At 66.5% G+C, this 17,112-nt stretch carries 14 protein-coding genes; 3 read left to right on the top strand and 11 right to left on the bottom strand.

Annotated features, from left to right (window positions below):
• Positions 1–79: 79 nt before the first annotated feature.
• The 7 genes from AX709_RS09705 to AX709_RS09680 all read right to left on the bottom strand — a co-directional run bounded on the left by AX709_RS09705 (position 80) and on the right by AX709_RS09680 (position 8,640).
• A complete protein-coding gene (locus AX709_RS09705) occupies positions 80–1,486 on the bottom strand; it encodes a PepSY-associated TM helix domain-containing protein (protein ID WP_066549121.1) in 1,407 nt (468 codons plus the stop codon).
• Positions 1,487–1,506: 20 nt separating this feature from the next.
• Positions 1,507–3,660, bottom strand: a complete 2,154-nt coding sequence (locus AX709_RS09700; protein ID WP_066549120.1) for a TonB-dependent receptor — start codon at positions 3,658–3,660, stop codon at positions 1,507–1,509.
• Positions 3,661–3,772: 112 nt separating this feature from the next.
• Complete coding sequence (locus tag AX709_RS09695; RefSeq protein WP_066549119.1) at positions 3,773–4,186, bottom strand: DUF2946 family protein; 414 nt, start codon at positions 4,184–4,186, stop codon at positions 3,773–3,775.
• Positions 4,187–4,291: 105 nt separating this feature from the next.
• Positions 4,292–4,429 (bottom strand): DUF2474 domain-containing protein, encoded by a 138-nt coding sequence (locus AX709_RS18240; protein WP_082731729.1) that lies wholly within the window; start codon positions 4,427–4,429, stop codon positions 4,292–4,294.
• A 1-nt stretch (position 4,430) separates the two neighbouring features.
• Complete coding sequence (cydB, locus tag AX709_RS09690) at positions 4,431–5,438, bottom strand: cytochrome d ubiquinol oxidase subunit II (RefSeq protein WP_066549118.1); 1,008 nt, start codon at positions 5,436–5,438, stop codon at positions 4,431–4,433.
• Complete coding sequence (locus tag AX709_RS09685; protein ID WP_066549116.1) at positions 5,435–6,931, bottom strand: cytochrome ubiquinol oxidase subunit I; 1,497 nt, start codon at positions 6,929–6,931, stop codon at positions 5,435–5,437. The genes cydB and AX709_RS09685 overlap by 4 nt, the downstream gene beginning before the upstream one ends.
• A 248-nt stretch (positions 6,932–7,179) precedes the next feature.
• Positions 7,180–8,640 (bottom strand): oligosaccharide flippase family protein, encoded by a 1,461-nt coding sequence (locus AX709_RS09680; protein WP_066549115.1) that lies wholly within the window; start codon positions 8,638–8,640, stop codon positions 7,180–7,182.
• A 253-nt stretch (positions 8,641–8,893) separates the two neighbouring features.
• Between AX709_RS09680 and AX709_RS09675 the strand changes: the two genes are divergently transcribed.
• Positions 8,894–10,108, top strand: a complete 1,215-nt coding sequence (locus AX709_RS09675; protein WP_066549113.1) for a glycosyltransferase family 4 protein — start codon at positions 8,894–8,896, stop codon at positions 10,106–10,108.
• A 24-nt stretch (positions 10,109–10,132) separates the two neighbouring features.
• Here the strand turns inward: AX709_RS09675 and AX709_RS09670 are convergent, their stop codons facing one another.
• Positions 10,133–10,756 carry an FKBP-type peptidyl-prolyl cis-trans isomerase gene (locus tag AX709_RS09670; RefSeq protein WP_066549111.1) on the bottom strand — a complete coding sequence of 208 codons (624 nt, stop codon included), beginning with the start codon at positions 10,754–10,756 and terminating at the stop codon, positions 10,133–10,135.
• Between the two features lie 206 nt (positions 10,757–10,962).
• The gene (gene rpsU, locus AX709_RS09665; RefSeq protein ID WP_066480517.1) at positions 10,963–11,169 is read right to left on the bottom strand and encodes a 30S ribosomal protein S21; all 207 of its coding nucleotides are present in this window, start codon (positions 11,167–11,169) and stop codon (positions 10,963–10,965) included.
• 431 nt (positions 11,170–11,600) lie between these two features.
• Here rpsU and AX709_RS09655 point away from each other — a divergent pair, with 431 nt between their 5' ends.
• Entirely contained in the window at positions 11,601–12,902 is a 1,302-nt protein-coding gene (locus AX709_RS09655) for a dicarboxylate/amino acid:cation symporter (protein WP_066549107.1), read from the top strand.
• Positions 12,899–14,188 carry an MFS transporter gene (locus AX709_RS09650; RefSeq protein WP_066549106.1) on the top strand — a complete coding sequence of 430 codons (1,290 nt, stop codon included), beginning with the start codon at positions 12,899–12,901 and terminating at the stop codon, positions 14,186–14,188. The genes AX709_RS09655 and AX709_RS09650 overlap by 4 nt, the downstream gene beginning before the upstream one ends.
• On the opposite strand, the gene AX709_RS09645 is transcribed toward AX709_RS09650, so the two are convergent.
• Both AX709_RS09645 and AX709_RS09640 read right to left on the bottom strand, forming a co-directional pair.
• Positions 14,185–14,574 (bottom strand): response regulator, encoded by a 390-nt coding sequence (locus tag AX709_RS09645; RefSeq protein ID WP_066480513.1) that lies wholly within the window; start codon positions 14,572–14,574, stop codon positions 14,185–14,187. The genes AX709_RS09650 and AX709_RS09645 overlap by 4 nt on opposite strands.
• A 64-nt stretch (positions 14,575–14,638) precedes the next feature.
• Positions 14,639–17,101, bottom strand: coding sequence for an ATP-binding response regulator (locus tag AX709_RS09640; protein ID WP_082731728.1), 2,463 nt, complete (start codon positions 17,099–17,101; stop codon positions 14,639–14,641).
• Positions 17,102–17,112: the final 11 nt, after the last annotated feature.

The raw sequence follows: 17,112 nt of genomic DNA, 5'->3' as shown, positions 1-17,112 counted from the left end.
CGCCTGTCGTACAATGCGGGAATTTTACTCCGTCTTACCGGCCGCCCGTGATCAAATACCCGCTTCATTGCGCTCCACATTATGATGCAGTCGCGCGCCTGTGGCGAACGACCACCTGATCGGCCGCCGCCATTGCCAGCATGGACAGGCCGGCAAGTGGAAACAGCAGGCCAAGGACCACAGCGATTGCAACCACAACCCCAGTCGCGCGGTAATCTTCCGGAAGCGATGGCGCTCCGATCTGCCCTGCCGGGCGCCGCATCCACCATGCGCACAACCCAAAAGCGATGATGGCCACGAACCCGGCGCAGATCGCGGCCAGCACCACCTGATTGGCACGCCCGAACTGCCGGCCAAGATGGACCATCACCCCGAACTCCACCACCTTGCCGAGCGGGCTGTACTGCGGCCAGCCAATGTCGGCGAGGACCGCGCCGCTGGCCGGATCGACATACAGGGTTCGCTGGCGCTGGGCCTGATCGGGGATGAAGCTGGCGGTGAACACCCCGCCTTGCCCCTGCGGAAAGAATATCCGCAGCCTCGGCTGCGCCATTCCGCGCATCGCGGCCAGTGTGCGCAGGGCATCGGCGTCAAAGCCCGGCGCGACCGATGCGCCGGATGCCGGCTGGGGCACCGAAGCATGGCGAACCGCCCAGGGCAGCTCATCTGCAAAGGGATGATGTCCCTCGTGCGACCCCGCATCGGCGGGTTCAGGCGGATGATGGGGTGGCGCATCGGGCGCGGCGGAGAAATTGGGTGTCGGTGCAAGCGCGGGAGCCAACGCCTCGACGGTGCCCAGCCTGGCCAGATTGTCCCCCCAAAAGCCCGACCAGGGCAGCCCGGTCAGGATCAGGAACGCGATCACCGGCGCGACCCAGAATGCCGGCACCGCATGAAGATCGCGCATCAGGCTGCGGCCGCGTCGCTGCAGGTCGGGTATCAGCACCCCCGCCCTTCGCGTGCGCCTGGGCCACCACAGGAAAAGTCCCGAAACCAGCAGGATGAAGCCCCACGACGCAGCGAGTTCGACGATCAGGTCGCCCACAAAGCCGATCATCAGTTCGCCGTGGAGTTTGCTGAGGATCGAGGTCAGTCGTTCGCTCTCCGGCACGCTTCCCGTAACCGCAGCACTTGCCGGATCGACAAATACGGCAAGATTCTTGCCCCGCGCGGTGGTGATGCCCCATTCCGCGGCCCGGCTCGGGCCGACCGGCTCGACATAGCGGCCGATACGCGCATTCGGATAGGCGGCCAGCACCGCTGCCTGCTGCACCGCCAGTGGCTTGGCAGGGCCGGTACCAGCTGCAGTCACGGCCTGAGGATGCAACAGGCCGTCAAGCTCGCGCTCGAACAGGTATAGCCCGCCAGTCACCGCCAGCATGATCAGGATCGGCGCGGCGAACAGCCCGGCATAGAAATGCCAGCGCCAGACGAAGCGGTAGAGCTTGGACGGCCCCTGCAATGCGGGGCGCTGGACATCGGTCATGGCTATGCTCGCCCCTTTCCTCAAAATGCCTGAGTGACGCGCAGGCTCGCCTGAAAGGGCTCACCCGGCAGCACCGAAAATTCGTTGAATTCTCGAGCGAAGTAGCGCGCGTCGAACAGGTTGGTCAGCGACATGTCAAAGCGGGTCTTGCCCCTGCTATAGGCCGCACCGAGATCGACCGTGACGTAATCAGGAAGACGCACTTCACTGGCCAGCAGGCCGGAAAAGATGGGGACCCGCACGTTGGAGAAGCGGCGCGGGCCGACATAGTTCCCGCCCCCGCGCAGCTCCAGGCCCTTCACCGGGGTCTTCCAGCGCGAGAAGAAATTGGCCTGATGGCGAGCGACATCGGCCAGATCATCGCCCTGATCGCCATTGTTGCTGGCCAGCACCTCACTGTCGAGAAAGGCATAGCCCCCCTGGAGGGTGAGGCCCGTGACCGGCTCCACCGTGCCTTCCAGCTCGATGCCGCGCACCCGAACCTCGCCGGTCTGGATCGAGAAGCCGTCATTCACCGGATCGGGCGTCGCGACGTTGGTGCGGCGGATATCGAAGGCGCTCAAGCTGGCGGAGAAGCCGGCACCGGCATAGCGGATGCCCGCTTCGACCTGCTCGGACTCCTCGGGATCGAGCGGATTGCCGGCCGCGTCGCGGGTCGCGGAGACGTTTTCGATGTCGAAGCCGGTCGCGTAGCCGCCGAACAGCGAAAACCCGCCGCCGACACGATAGGTCGTGCCGATCTGGAAGGTGGTGGTGTCGAATCGCGTTCCGCTGACCTCGTCTGGCGTGAACACACGGTCATTGGCGGAAAATCGGCTTTCGGTATCAAAGTCGCTCCACCGGACACCCGCGACCACGTTCCAGCGATCGGTCAGATCGATGCGGTCCTGAAGGTAAAGCGCCCACCCGTCGATCTCGCTTTCGAAATCGACGCCGAAGGCATAGGGCCGCACCGGCGTGATGCCATAGGCCGGATTCAGGGCATTGATCGGCGGCACGAGGCTGTTGCCGTCGCCATCGACGATGTCCTCCTGAAGGAAGGTCCCGCGCTCCCAGCTGCGCTCGACGCCCAGCAGCAGGTTATGACGGACGGGCCCGGTGGTGACGACCCCGTTCACATCGACCTGCGCGATGACATAGTCGTCATCCTCGAACCCGTATCGGCCGTTGCGGTTGACCGTCACACCGTCTGCGGCGACGTCGCGCACCCTGAGCTGGGTGAAGCCGGTGCGCAGGCGCGAATAGGACACGCGCGGCGCGACGTTCCAATTGTCGGCAAGCCCGATATCGACCCAGGCCTGGACCAGCGGCGATGCCGCAAACAGGCCCGACCGCCCCGGATCGCCCAGAAAGCGGCCGATCGGGATCGACGCCACGCCGTTGTCCACCACGGTTCCGACGATCGGCAAACCGGGGTTGCGCTGGGTGCGCCGCTCGTTCCATTCGGTGACGAGATGCGCCGCGACATTGGCCGCCGGGGTCCAGCGTGCGCTGAAGGCAAGGTTTTCGCGGTCGATGTCCTGGAAATCGACATAGGTGCCGGAACGCTCGATCTCGCCATTGAGGCGAAGGCTGAGGGTGCCCGATACCGGCCCGGTGACATCGAAGGAGGCCGCCGCGCGCTCATAGGACCCGCCGACCGCGCTGACATAGCCGCTAAACGTGTCTTCGGGCTGCTTGGTGATGATGCTGATGATCCCGCCCAGCGCCGACTGGCCGAACAGCACGCCCGAGGGGCCTTTCAGAACCTCGATCCGTTCGATGTTGGTGATGTTGGAGGCATCGACATCCTCGTAATAGCGCTGGCGCACGCCGTTGCGCATCTGGTCCGCGAGAAATCCGCGCACTTCGATCGAAAAACTTTGAAAGGCGCCGGTGCGCGGGGTGCCGATGTTGGCCGAAGGCACGCCGCGCAGTGCGTCGCCGATGCTGCAGGCGTCGCGGGCGAGGATGTCGTCGCGGTCCACGACCTGCACGCCCTGCGGGACCTGATCGAGCGGAACGCCCGATTTCCCGCCGAACGGATCGTTGGATTTGGTGCCGGTGACGATGATGTCGGATGGGGTGACGGTGTCACTGCGTTCGGCGTTTGCGGGAGTGCCCTGCGCGAGCGCGCCGGTCGGCGCAGCGAAAACGGTGCCGGCCAGCAGCACGGCGACGCGAGAAAAGGTCATTTAACATGTTCCTGGAAATCTGATGAACGCGGCCGCACGCGGCGGCGGGTGTCGCGGATCGTGCCGGGCAAGCCGCCTCAGACAGGCAGGCATCCGGCCCCGATCAGGCGGGTCAGATCGTCGCAGGTGGTCCGCGCAATTGCGGACGAAGATAGGGAAACTGCCTGGGGGCCAGCGGCACCAGCGGTGCCGTGCCGATCAGCAGGATGAACAGCAGCGCGCCGGCAAGCAGCACCGGATCGGCCGCGGCGATCACGCCCTGGCCCAGGCCGGAGAAGGCGCAGTGCTTAGCCTGGTCCGCCTGGTCGTCCTGCATTCCGCCATGATCGGCGTCAGCGGGCAGCGCGAGCTTCATCGTCTGCAGCGTGCCGGTTGCATCGGCGCAGATGGTCACTGTCAAGAACCGGTCGCCGGTGGTGCCGAGCATGAAGCCGGCCGGCACCAGCGCCTTGATCGCCAGCGCCAGCGCCACGAGCACCAACGTCAGCCGGCGATGGCCGTGAAACAGGGCGCGAAGGCGGCACATGCGACGTGGTCTAGCCACTTTGCCTTGGGCTGTCACGATGGCAGCGGTGCGGTATTTTTGGTGCGCGTTCGACCGATTTGGCTGCAATCCGACGACGTTGCCCCCCTACCCCACCAGCCAGCGGCGCAGCACGAACGCCACCGCGCCCAGCACCGCGACGCTCGCCCCCCAGATCGCCGCGAGCCACGCCAGCCGCCGCCACAGCGGCTGGCGGTCGGCGGGAAGCTCGGGCAGGCGGGGCATCTCAGTGATAGCCCTCGACGCCCACCTTGCCGCGGAACACCCAATAGGCCCAGCCGGTATAGGCCAGGATCAGCGGGATCAGCACGGCGGCGCCGACCAGCATGAACCACTGGCTGGCCGCGGGCGCGGCGGCGTCGACGATCGTGACGCTTTCGGGGATGATGTAGGGGAACATGCTGATGCCCAGCCCGATGAAGCTCATCAGGAACAGGGCGAGCGCGAGCAGAAAGGGCCGCACCTCACGCCGCTTCTTGAGCGAGCGATAGAGGGCGAAGGCGGTGATGCCGACCAGCAGCGGCACCTGCGACGTCGCCAGGATCGCCGGAAACTCCAGCCACTTGGCGCGATAGTCGTAATTGAGGCCCAGCGTCATCAGGCTGACCAGCGCGATCGCGACCAGCGTCAGCACGCCCGCCTGGCCCGCCAGACGAAACGCATGATCCTGCGTCCCGCCATCAGTTTTCCAGATCAGCCAGGTCGCGCCCAGCAACGCATAGCCGGCAACCAGGCTCAACCCCGTCAGCACGCTGAACGGGCTGAGCCAGTCGAGCCAGCCGCCGGCATAGGCGCGGTCGGCGACCTTGATCCCCTGAAGCAGCGCGCCCAATGCCACGCCCTGTGAGAACGCCGCCATAATCGACCCGCCGGTGAACGCCGCGTCCCACGCCTTGCGGTGGGCCGGGTCACGCCAGCGGAACTCGAACGCAACGCCGCGAAAAATGAGCGCGAGCAGCATCGCGATGATCGGCGGATAGAGCGCGGGCAGCACGATCGCATAGGCGAGCGGAAAGGCGGCGAACAGCCCGCCGCCGCCGAGCACCAGCCAGGTTTCGTTGCCGTCCCATACCGGCGCGATCGCGTTCATCGCCTTGTCGCGCTCGTCGCCGACCTCGAACACCGGGAACAGGATGCCGATGCCCAGGTCGAAGCCGTCCATGACGACATAAGCGAACACGGCAAAGGCGATCAGGAACGCCCACACCATCGCCAGCGTCGGATCGACGGTCATTCCGCCGGCTCCAGCTGGCCGACCTGGCGCCCCTGGGCCGGGCCGGGGGTGATGCCGGCGGTGCGGATCGGCCCCTCCTCGTCGATGCGCGGTTCGTGCAGCTGCACGCCCTTGCCCATCAGCTTCAGGATGTACCAGGTGCCGAAACCGAACACCGCGAAATAGACGATGACGAACGCGACCAGCGACGCCCCGACCGCCGGCGCGGCAAGCGGCGACGCGCTCTGCGCAGTCGTCAGGAAGCCATAGACGGTATAGGGCTGGCGGCCGACCTCGGTGGTGATCCACCCGGCGATCACCGCGACAAAGCCCGACGGGCCCATCACGATCGCCGCACGGTGCAGCAGCGGCCAGTCGAACAGCTTGCCGCGTGCGCGCGCCAGCAGGCTCCACAGCCCCAGCCCCAGCATCGCAAAGCCGATGCCGACCATGATGCGGAACGACCAGAACAGGATTGCCACCGGCGGCTCCTTGTCATCCGGCACCGTGTCCAGCCCGGCGAGCGGCGCATCGAGTTCGTGCTTGAGGATCAGCGACGATGCCTTGGGCACCTCGATCGCATAATCGATGCGCTTCTCGGCCGGATCGGGGATGCCGAACAGGATCAGCGGCGCGCCGTCGGGGTGGCTGTCATAATGCCCCTCCATCGCCATGACCTTGGCGGGCTGATGCTCCAGCGTGTTGAGGCCGTGCAGGTCGCCGGCGAAAATCTGGATCGGCGCGACGATCGCCGCCATCCACATCGCCATCGAGAACATGACCCGCGCCGCCTCGCGCGAACGCGGCAACTCGGGATGCTCGCGCACCTCGACGGGATCGTCGCCGTCGACATCGGGCGTGCGCTCGCCCTGGCGGAGCTTGAGCAGATGCCACGCGCCGACCGCGCCGACCACCAGCGCGGTGGTCAGATAGGCGGCGGTGACGGTGTGGACCAGGCGATAGGGAAAGCTGGGGTTGAAGATGATGGCCAGCCAGTCGCCGGCGGGCACGAACTGGCCGACATCGTTGATCGCAAAGCCGGTCGGCGTGTGCATCCAGCTGTTGACGCTCAGGATCCAGAAGGCCGAGATGAAGGTGCCGATCGCGACCATGCAGGTGGCCGCGAAGTGCAGCTTTCGCCCGACCCGCTCCATGCCGAACAGCATGACGCCGAGGAATCCCGCCTCGAGGAAGAAGGCGGTGAGCACCTCATACGCCATCAACGGCCCGATCACCGGCCCGGCCTTGTCGGAAAACACCGACCAGTTGGTGCCGAACTGGTAGGACATGACGATGCCGGACACGACGCCCATCGCGAACGCGACGGCAAAGATCTTCACCCAGAATTTGAACAGGTCGAAATAGACCTGCCTGCCGGTGCGCAGCCACAGCCCCTCCAGCACCATCAGATAGCTGGCAAGCCCGATCGAAAAGGCCGGGAAGATGAAGTGGAAACTGACCGTGAACGCGAACTGGATTCGCGCCAGCATCACGGGATCGAAACCGTCAAACATCGCGCACTCCGCACGTCCAAACGGCGTTTCCGGCTCCTCTGCCGATCGGGCGTGACGACGCTGTCGGCCGCATCACCATGAACGGCATATAGGCACGCGCGGCCCTGATTGCGACGCCGACTTTAGGCCATGGCGCGCAACCGCCGCCATCCTGCTGTCGGTGGCCACACCCCACGCGCCTGTCGCCGTCCGCTAGTCGCCGGCGCGCTCGATCATCGCCGTGATTGCCGCCGCGGCGGACCGGTCGATCACGCATTGCCGCGCTGCAGGCGCAGCCGCCCTCTCATCACGCGCAACGCATGGCCGATTTCCAGCAGCAGCGGATGGCGGACGATCCTGAGCGCCACGATCCACGCGAGCAGGGTCAAGAGCGCGATCTGGGCCAGTACCGCGAGCGGCACATCCGCGCGCCATCCGCTGATCGACATGATCGCGACCATGGGGATGAGCGTCCCGACTGCAATCAGGAGGTTGCGCCCGATCACCCGGCCGATCTCGGCTGCCGTCACGCCGGTCAGCCGGCACATGTGCGGCAGGTACAGCGCCGCCGCGACGGTGGATTCGATCGCACGCCCGAGCGCAGCAGCCTCCAGGCTGATCAGGCAACCCGCGGAAATCAGGACCAGCCCGAGCAGGGATCGAAACCCTTCATAGCGTGCCTGACGCGCGAGTTCGTCGCGAAGGGTGAACAGCTCATAGCTCATCGCGAACAACATCGTGACGGCCTGCGCGACCATCAGGATCGTCAGCACCGGTGCCGCGGCGAGCCAGCGCGGACCGAAGGCATGCTGGATGATGGGCCCCGCCAGCACCGCGACCGTCAGCAGAAAAGGCCACATGATCGCCAGCAGCATGTCGAGGCCGCGCAGATAGGTCGCGCGAAGCTCGCCGGTCGAGCGGTTGTCATGCGCCAGCTTCGCGAACAGCACGCGTGCGGCAACGCCGAAGATGTTGCTGTAGATCGCGGTGTAGAGCGTGCTGGCGCGCGTGAAGATGCCCAGCGCCGCCAGCCCCATGACCCGGCCCATGACCAGCTCGGTCATCCGCATCGACAGGACCGAGACGCCGCCGATCGACATGACGCGAAGGCCGAAGGGCACGATCCGTCGCCAGTCGTGAAGCCCCGGCCGCATCATCAGATGGCCCGGCAGCGCCAGGTTCATGCCGACCGCACCGATCAGCGCATAGGCGATCGCACCATAGGCCGCGCTCAGATAGCTGGCGCCGAGCAGCACCGAGACGATCGTGACCGTCGTCGACCCGATGGCGCGGAGCATCAGCACGATCGACACCGGCTTGAATCGCATTTCGCGCTGCAACAGGGCCGCTGGCAGGAATTCGAAGATGCCGATCAACGGCACGATCGCCAGCAGTTTGAGGACGTCGGCGACACCGGCCTCGGTGAACAGCGCCGCACCCGCGAAGCTGGCCAGATAGGTAACGACCGCCAGCAACAATGCGAGGAGCGCGTTGACCGTGAAGACCGACGACAGGGTCGGATCGGTCAGTTCGATCTCGCGGGTCACGAAATGGCCAAGACCAAAGGCGGCGACGATCTGAAGGATGCCGGTGGTCGCAAGTCCGACCGCATAAATCCCCATCTCACGCGGCGTCAGCGTCCGCGCGAGCACGACCATGGCCACGACCATCGCGATGACGGACAGCGACTGCCCGCACAGGGACCAGACCAGGGATCGTCGGACGGACATTGTCACCACTCAAAAAATGCGGGCGTCCAACCGGTGACGCTTTCGCCGCGACGGCATCGCGACCTGCCGTCGCGCATGACGGTCCTCGGGTCGCGGGCAAGTCGCCTCATCCGCCCTTAGATTGCGGGGGGTAAATGGACAAGGGCGCGTGGCCGATCGGCCCTGCGGTTGCCCGGCGCGGCACGCTCGTCTATGCGCCGCCCATCCCCGGCGCGCGGCCGCGCGCGCAGCACAGCCCCGGATCTCACCCGCGATGAATGCCGCCTCCCCCGCCCCCGCCGACCTGCCGAATGCAGGCGTCGACACGCCGTTTGCACGGTTGCTCGCGCGGTTGCCGCGACGGTTGCGCGGACCCGGCTATGCGCTGCTGCGTCGCCCGGCCCTGCGCGCGATCGCTGCCGACCGCTCGACCCGGCCCCTCGCGCTTCTCGCCACCCACGACCTGAGCCGCAGCGGCGCACCGCGCACCGTGCTGGAAATTGCCGCGCCGCTCCTCGAACAGGGATATCGCGTCATCGTGTTCAGCATGGCCGAAGGGCCGATGCGCGGCGCGTTCGAGGAACTGGGCATCCCGGTGCTGATCGATCCCACGCCGGGTGCGACATCGGCCTATCTGCGCGACCTGGCCGATCGCGCGACGATCGCACTGTGCAACACCGTCGTTACGGCGGGCTTCGTCGCCGCCTGGGGCGACCGCGTCCCGACGATCTGGTATCTGCACGAACTCAGCCTGCTCAAGGACCTGATCGATCGCGGCCGGCTGCGCCTGCCCTTCGCGCGTGCCGCGCGGGTCTGGTCCGGGAGCGAGATCAGCGCGGCGATCGCGCGTGCGGGCAGAGCCGATGTCAGCGTCTTCCCCTATGGCATGGCGCCGATCGGCGAAGCGCCGCCGCCGCGCACCGACGGACAGCTGAGGATCGGGGTGTTCGGATCGGTCGAAGCGCGCAAGGGCCAGGACCTGCTCGCCGACGGCCTCGAATTGCTGAACCCGGCGCAGCTTGCCGAGCTCGACGTCCGCGTCTTCGGCCGCGTGCTCGATCCCGCGTTCGCCCGGCCGGTGCTCGCGCGCGCCAAGGCACAGGGCCTGTTCGACTATGGTGGCGAGCTCGATGCCGCGAGCTGCCATCGCGCCATGCTCGACGTCGACGCGGTTCTGGTCTGCTCGCGTGAGGATACGCTGCCGCTCGTATCGCTCGATGCGCTGGGCTGCGGCCGCGTACTCATGCTGCTGCCCGGCGTCGGCACCCGCAACTGGATCACCGACAATGTCAGCGGATTGATCGCCGCGGATGCCAGCGGACCGGCGGTGGCCGAACTGCTTTCGCGCGCGCTCGCCACCCGCGCGCGGCTGCCCGAAATCGCCGCGGCCGGCCGCGACGTGTTCGACCGGCATTTTTCCCAGGCCGAGTTCCGGCAGCGGCTGCTCGCCGAGATCGCCGAGCTGACCGGCGGCGCCGGATCGGCCTAGCCGCCGATCAGGACGTCGCGGGGGTCAGCGCACGCCCGGGGGCGGGCCACCGGGGCCGCCGGGGCCGCCCGGAATGCCCTGTTGCTGGAGCTGCTGCTGCATCTGCATCTGACGAACGACCGCCTCGGGCACGAAGTCGATCATCTCGACATCGAAGATCAGCAGCGAGTTGGCCGGCATGGCCTCGCGCCCCGTTTGCGGGTCGGTACGCGCCTCCGCGCCATAGGCAAGCTCGGGCTTGATCCAGAAGCGGAACTTGGCGCCCTTCGGCATCAGCTTCAGCCCCTCGCCGAAACCGGGAACGACCTGCGCCGGCGACATCGGGGTCGGCTGGCGGCTGGCGTCAAAGGTCTCGCCGTTGCGAAACGTGCCGGTGTAGTTGATCAGCGTCAGGTCGGTGTCGGTCGGGGTCGGCCCCTCGCCCGGCTCGATCACGCGATATTGCAGGCCGCTCGCGGTCTCGACGACGCCCGGTTGGCCACGATTCCACGCCAGGAACTGTTCGTTGGTGCCGCGCGTCGCGACCACGCTCGCGGTCCCCTGCCACGCCAGCGCCACCCCCGACAGGATGGCGGCCGCGATGCCGATCCACAGCCAGACGAGATAGCGTCGCTTGGTCGGTGCGATGGGGACGGCAGTGATCGACATGGAGGTTTCCCGATTTGGTGACGGTGCGTCGCGGCGGGCAAATTGCGCGAATTGCCGCGAAGGGCAAGGGCGTCGACGCCCGACCGCATCAAAAACGCGCAAGAAAAAGGGAGCGACACGATGATCGTGCCCCTCCCCGTTTCGATACTCAGGTCATCGATCGATCGATTTGCGCGACATCTGTGCCGCGAAAACCGCAAATCCGATCAACGGACGCCGTCGCGCTCCGCACGCTTGCGGTCCATCTTGCGCGCCCGGCGGATCGCGGCCGCACGCTCGCGCGCGCGCTTCTCGCTCGGCTTCTCATAGTGACGACGGAGCTTCATCTCGCGATAAACGCCTTCACGCTGCAGCTTCTTCTTGAGCGCCCGCAGCGCCTGGTCGACGTTATTGTCGCGCACGATGATTTGCATAAAGCCGTCGGACTCCGAATTTGTTCTCAACAGAGAATCTGGTTCTCAATAGAATAGGGTTCGCCGGAACGCGAGTTCGCGACGTTATCGCTGCCCCTAACAGCGTTGCATGTCGATTTCAAGCGATTCCGCCCACAGGCGGCACGCCGATCAGCGGCGGCGCTCGACCACCCATTTCCGCTTGGCCAGACGGCGCATTGGCACCCCGCAATGGGCGCACCGGCTGACATACTGGTCGCCATCGGGGACGGCGCGCGCCGCATCGCGCTCATGACGGCCCTGAACGCAACCCACCAAACCGACAACGCGACTGATCATCACAACGACCGCTCGAACAATCTACAAGGTGGCGCCCGCTAGCCGATCGGCGCGCGCTTGCAAAGTGCATCGTTGCGCCGCCCGCCAAGTCGGGCCAGAAAGGGGCGCAATCCATGGTCACCCCCGTCGATCCCCCTGTCGCGCCGGCCGCACCTTCCGCCAGGCCGCGCTGGTGGCGACATCTTTACATCCAGGTATTGGTCGCGATCGCGGCCGGGGCGATCGTCGGCCATTTCTGGCCGGATTTCGGTACCGCGCTCAAGCCGCTGGGCGATGCGTTCATCAAGCTGGTCAAGATGATCATCGCACCCGTCATCTTCCTGACGCTGGTCACCGGCATCGCGGCGATCCGCGACCTGGCCGAAGTCGGGCGCGTCGCCGGCAAGGCATTTGCCTATTTCATCACCGTCTCGACGCTGGCGCTGGTCGTCGGGCTGATCGTCGCCAACACGGTCCGGCCCGGTGCCGGGCTGAACATCGATCCCGCGACGCTCGATCCCGCCGCGACCGCCGACTATTCGGCCAAGGCGCACGAGACCACGCTGACCGGATTTCTGCTCGACATCATTCCGACCACGCTGGTCAGCCCGTTCACGGGCGGCAACATCCTCCAGGTCCTGCTGGTATCGATCCTGTTCGGCGTCGCGTTTGTGCTGGTCGGCGATCGCGGCCAGCCTGTGCTCGACCTGCTCGAGCGGTTGAGCGCGGTCGTATTCCGGATCGTCGGGTTGTTGATGCGGCTGGCACCGATCGGCGCATTCGGGGCGATCGCCTTCACCATCGGCCAGTACGGCCTTGAAAGCCTGGTCGGCCTGGGCAAGCTGGTCGCTACCTTCTATGCGACGTCCCTTCTGTTCGTGCTGCTGGTGCTGGGCGCGATCGCGCGTGCGGCCGGTTTCTCGATCCTCCGGCTCATCCGCTATCTGCGCGCCGAGCTGCTGCTGGTGCTCGGAACCTCCTCGTCGGAGGCGGCGCTGCCGGCGCTGATCGGCAAGATGGAGGACGCCGGCTGCGCCAAGGCGGTCGTCGGCCTGGTCGTCCCGACCGGCTACTCCTTCAACCTCGACGGCACCAACATCTACATGACGCTGGCCGCGCTGTTCATCGCACAGGCGACCGGCGTCGACCTGAGCCTGGGCGACCAGCTGCTGCTGCTCGGCGTCGCGATGCTGAGTTCCAAGGGCGCGGCCGGCGTGACCGGGGCGGGCTTCATCACGCTCGCCGCCACGCTGTCGATCGTGCCGTCGGTGCCCGTCGCCGGCATGGCGCTGATCCTGGGCGTCGACCGCTTCATGAGCGAATGCCGCAGCCTGACCAACTTCATCGGCAACGCGGTTGCGACCGTCGTCGTCGCGCGCTGGGAGGGCCAGCTCGACCGGGCGCAGCTGGATCGCGCGCTTGCACGGTCGACATGAGCGGTGCGGCCCCGGCGCGGTCGACACGGCTGCGGTCGATCATCGGCGGATCGGCGGGCAACCTCGTCGAATGGTATGACTGGTACGCCTATGCGGCGTTCACCCTTTACTTCGCGCCGCATTTCTTTCCCGCCGCCGATCCGACGGTGGAGCTGCTCCAGGCGGCCGGGGTTTTCGCGCTCGGTTTCCTAATGCGGCCGATCGGCGGCTGGCTGATGGGCGTCTATTCCGACCGCCACGGCCGCAAGGCCGGGCTGACCCTGTCGGTCACGCTGATGTGCGCCGGATCGCTGTTGATCGCGCTGACGCCGGGCTATGCAACGATCGGCATCGCGGCGCCCGCTTTGCTGCTGCTCGCGCGGCTGATGCAGGGGCTGTCGGTCGGCGGCGAATATGGCGCGAGCGCGACCTATCTGTCCGAGATGGCGGGCGAGAGGCGACGGGGATTCTTCGCCAGCTTCCAGTATGTCACGTTGATCGCGGGGCAGCTGCTCGCTTTGGGCGTGCTCCTGATCCTGCAGCGCGTCATGGCCGCCGACGCGCTCGAAGCCTGGGGCTGGCGCATCCCGTTTGCGATCGGCGGGCTGCTCGCGATCAGCGTGTTCTGGCTGCGGCGCGGACTGGCCGAAACCGAAAGCTTTCGCAATGCCGACCGCGCAGCGACACGGCGCTCGGGTTTCGTCGCCCTGCTGCGCGAACATCCGCGTGAGACGTCGACGGTGATGCTGCTGACGGCGGGCGGCACGCTCGCCTTCTACGCCTATTCGATCTACATGCAGAAATTCCTGGTCAACACCTCGGGCCTCTCGAAACCGACCGCATCGGCGATCAGCGCGGGCAGCCTCTTCGGCTTCATGCTGCTCCAGCCGATCGTCGGCGCGCTGTCGGACCGGGTCGGGCGCAAGCCGCTGATGGTGGCCTTTGGGGTGCTCGGCGTCGCCTTCACCTGGCCGATCTTCACCACGCTGGAAACGGTCCGCGATCCCTGGCTCGCCTTTGCGATCGTGATGGGCGCGCTCGTCATCGTCAGCGGTTACAGCGCGATCAGCGGCGTGGTGAAGGCGGAGATGTACCCGGCGCACATCCGCACGCTCGGCGTGGCGCTGCCCTATGCCGTGGCCAACGCGGTGTTCGGCGGGACTGCGGAATATTTCGCGCTATGGCTGAAGAACGCCGGGTGGGAGCGCGGCTTCTACCTCTATGTCACGGTGATGATCGGCGTCTCGCTGATCGTCTATCTGCGCATGCGCGACACCCGCCGCCACAGCCTGATCGTCGAGGACTAGAGCAGCATCCCGTCGCCGCCGCGCGTCGCGATGATCCGGCCGATCGCCTCAAACAGCGCATCCATCGCGACCGGCTTGAACAGCACCTCGTCGGCGCCGACCTCCAGGCAGCGTTCGCGCAGGTCGACCGCCGCATCCGCGGTCACCACGATCACCGGCACATGTGCCTTGGCGTCGGCGCGGGCGCGGATGCGGCGGATCGCCTCCATCCCGTCCATGCCGGGCATGCGCAGGTCGACGAGCACGACGTCGAACGCCTCCTCGTCGATGCGCTGCAGTCCTTCTTCGGCCAGCGACGCCTCGACCATCGTCGCACCCGCGACGTCGAGCATGTCGCGGACGACCCGCCGATTCATCGGATCGTCCTCAATGAACAAAATGTTCACGACCCTTGCTCCGATCGTGACGGCCAGGCGGTTTTGCGCTTCATCTTGCCTCTCCCCCTACGCCTCACGCCGCCTGCGGCACAAGGGGAGAAGGGGTCGCGTCGGTCGCCGCGCGCTCAAACAGCGCCGCGACGAGCGCGCGCGCCGCGATCGGTTTGGCGAGGAAAAGGTCGATCCCTGCCGCGTCGGCGGCGACACGATCCGCCTCATCCGGTGCCGCCCACAGGATCGCCGTGCGTGCACCCTGTGTCGAGGCAACGGACGCAAGACGTTGCATTGCCGGAACAACCTCACCCGACTGTGCCAGCGTCGCCTGATCGATCAGCACGAGCGCGAGACGGCGTGAGGCGAGCATGGCGAGGGCTTCGTCTGGATCGCTCGCCAGGATGACCGACCCTGCATGGGGCTCGAGCAGCGCCTTGAGCGTGTTGCGCGCGATCGGGTTGCGATCGACGATCAGGAGGCCGGAATCGCCGTCCGGCACGCTTGCGGTCGGGGCGACCGCATCGATTCGCGGCAGCCGCACGATGAAGGTCGAGCCCACTCCGGGCGTGCTTTCGACGTGGATCGACCCGCCGAGCGCGACCGCCAGGTTGCGGCAGATCGCCAGCCCCAGCCCGGTGCCGCCGAACCGCCGGGTCGTGCCCGCGTCGACCTGTCGGAACGATTCGAAGATCATCGCCTGCTTTTCGGCTGGAATACCGATCCCGGTGTCGCTGACGCGAATCTCGATCCAGCGTGCGTCGTCGGTATCGAGCTGCGCCACCGCCAGGGTGATGCCGCCTGCCTCGGTAAACTTGATCGCATTGGACAGGAGGTTGAACGCGATCTGGCGCAGGCGCGCGGGATCGGATTCGATCCAGCCCGGCGCCTCGGCAAGCGCGAGCGTGAAGTCCAGCCCCCGCGCCTCGGCCTGTTCGCGCCACATGCGAGACACGTCGGTCAGCGTCGCGACCAGGTCGACGGGCATTTGTTCGACCGTCAGGTTGCCGGTCTCCATCTTGGCGACATCCAGGATGTCGTCGACCAGCGCGCGCATCGTCACGCCGGCGCCATGGACCACGCCGATCCGGTCGCGCATTTCGTGGCCCAGCCGCGGATCGGCCAGCATCACCTGGGTCATGCCGAGGATGCCGTTGAGCGGGGTGCGGATTTCGTGGCTGGTCGTCGCCAGGAACTCGGTCTTCGCCGCGAGGGCCTTTTCGAGCGCGAGATTGCTGGCAGCCAGCCCGGTGTTCGCGGCCCGGACCTCGTTGCGGCTGCGGCGAAGCTTGACGACGCCGAAGCTGAGCAACGCGATCACGACCGTGACGGCTGCGGCGATCGCGGCGAACAGGATCCATTGCAGCCGCGCGCGCGCACGCTCGAAATCGATGCTGCGCTTGAGTTCTTCCGCCTTGAGCTGAGCGATGCGCAGCTCCTGGTTCTGGAAATCGAAGCGTGCCGACATCAGCGCCGAGCCGGTCGATGCGGCGACGCGAGTCGCCTCGTCGTTCAGCCGCTTGGCGGCTTCGAGATGCTGGAGCGCCAAACGCGTCTCGCCCGCACGCGCAAAAATGTCATGCGCGAGCGCGTGCGCCTCCGCAAAGGGCGCGTCGGTCGCGGTGATGTCGACCCCGCTGAAGCTCTCCGCGATCAGGCGTCGCGCAACGCCGAGGTCGCCACGCGCCAGCGCGGCCTGGGCACGCAGCGCCAGCGAATTGTGGCTGGTCCCGCCGGTCAGGGCGACTTCTTCACGAATCACCTTTTCGGCGCGGGCGATGTCGCCCGATTCGAGCAGGTTGCGGGCAACGTTGCGCAATACCTGGGATTCGATGCCCACGCTGCCCAGCGTGCGCGCGAGCGCCAGTGCCGACTGATATTCGCGATCTGCTTCGGCGAACTTCTCGACCTGTCGCAGGACGTTGCCGCGATTATTATGTGCGGCAATGCGAACCGCCGGGTCGCCGGCATAGATTTCGGCCGATTGCTGATAGTAGCGCGCCGCCCGGTCGAAATCCCGCGCCTCGCGATACAGCCAGGCGATGCCCTGCAGGCTGATCGCCTGACTGCGCTTGTCGTCTATCGATCGGAAAACGGTGAAGGCCCGCTGATAGCTCTGCAAAGCTTCGGCCGGCTGCGAGCCGGCAATTTGAATGGCAGCGAGGGAAAGCAGCAGCTTGCCGCGAAGAGATAGGTCGAGGGGATTTTCATTGACCCTTTTCAAACCGCTCTCGATTCTAACGCGCGCCCTTTCCGTCTGGTCGAGGCGGATCAGGGCCTCGCCTTGCAGCCAATCGACAACGATCGCGATGCGCTCGTTCGACCCGCCCTTGCGTCCCAGGAACTTTCGCTCAATCCCACGCGCGATCTCAAGCGCTTTGGCCGGATCGGCAAACATCGCCGCTTCGGCCTCATGGACGGCGGCGTCGATTTCGGGAGGTGCTCCGCTGTGCTCCGCCGAGACTGGTGACGATAGCAGAGCGACCGACGCGCAAAGCCCCAGCCACCAGACCGGTTTGATAACTCGAAGGCTGAAAGCGTTCATCACCCCGGTGG

The organism is Sphingomonas sp. CCH15-F11 (assembly GCF_001557005.1).
Taxonomy (GTDB): domain Bacteria; phylum Pseudomonadota; class Alphaproteobacteria; order Sphingomonadales; family Sphingomonadaceae; genus Sphingomonas.
This window is presented reverse-complemented; position numbering and strand designations above follow the sequence as displayed.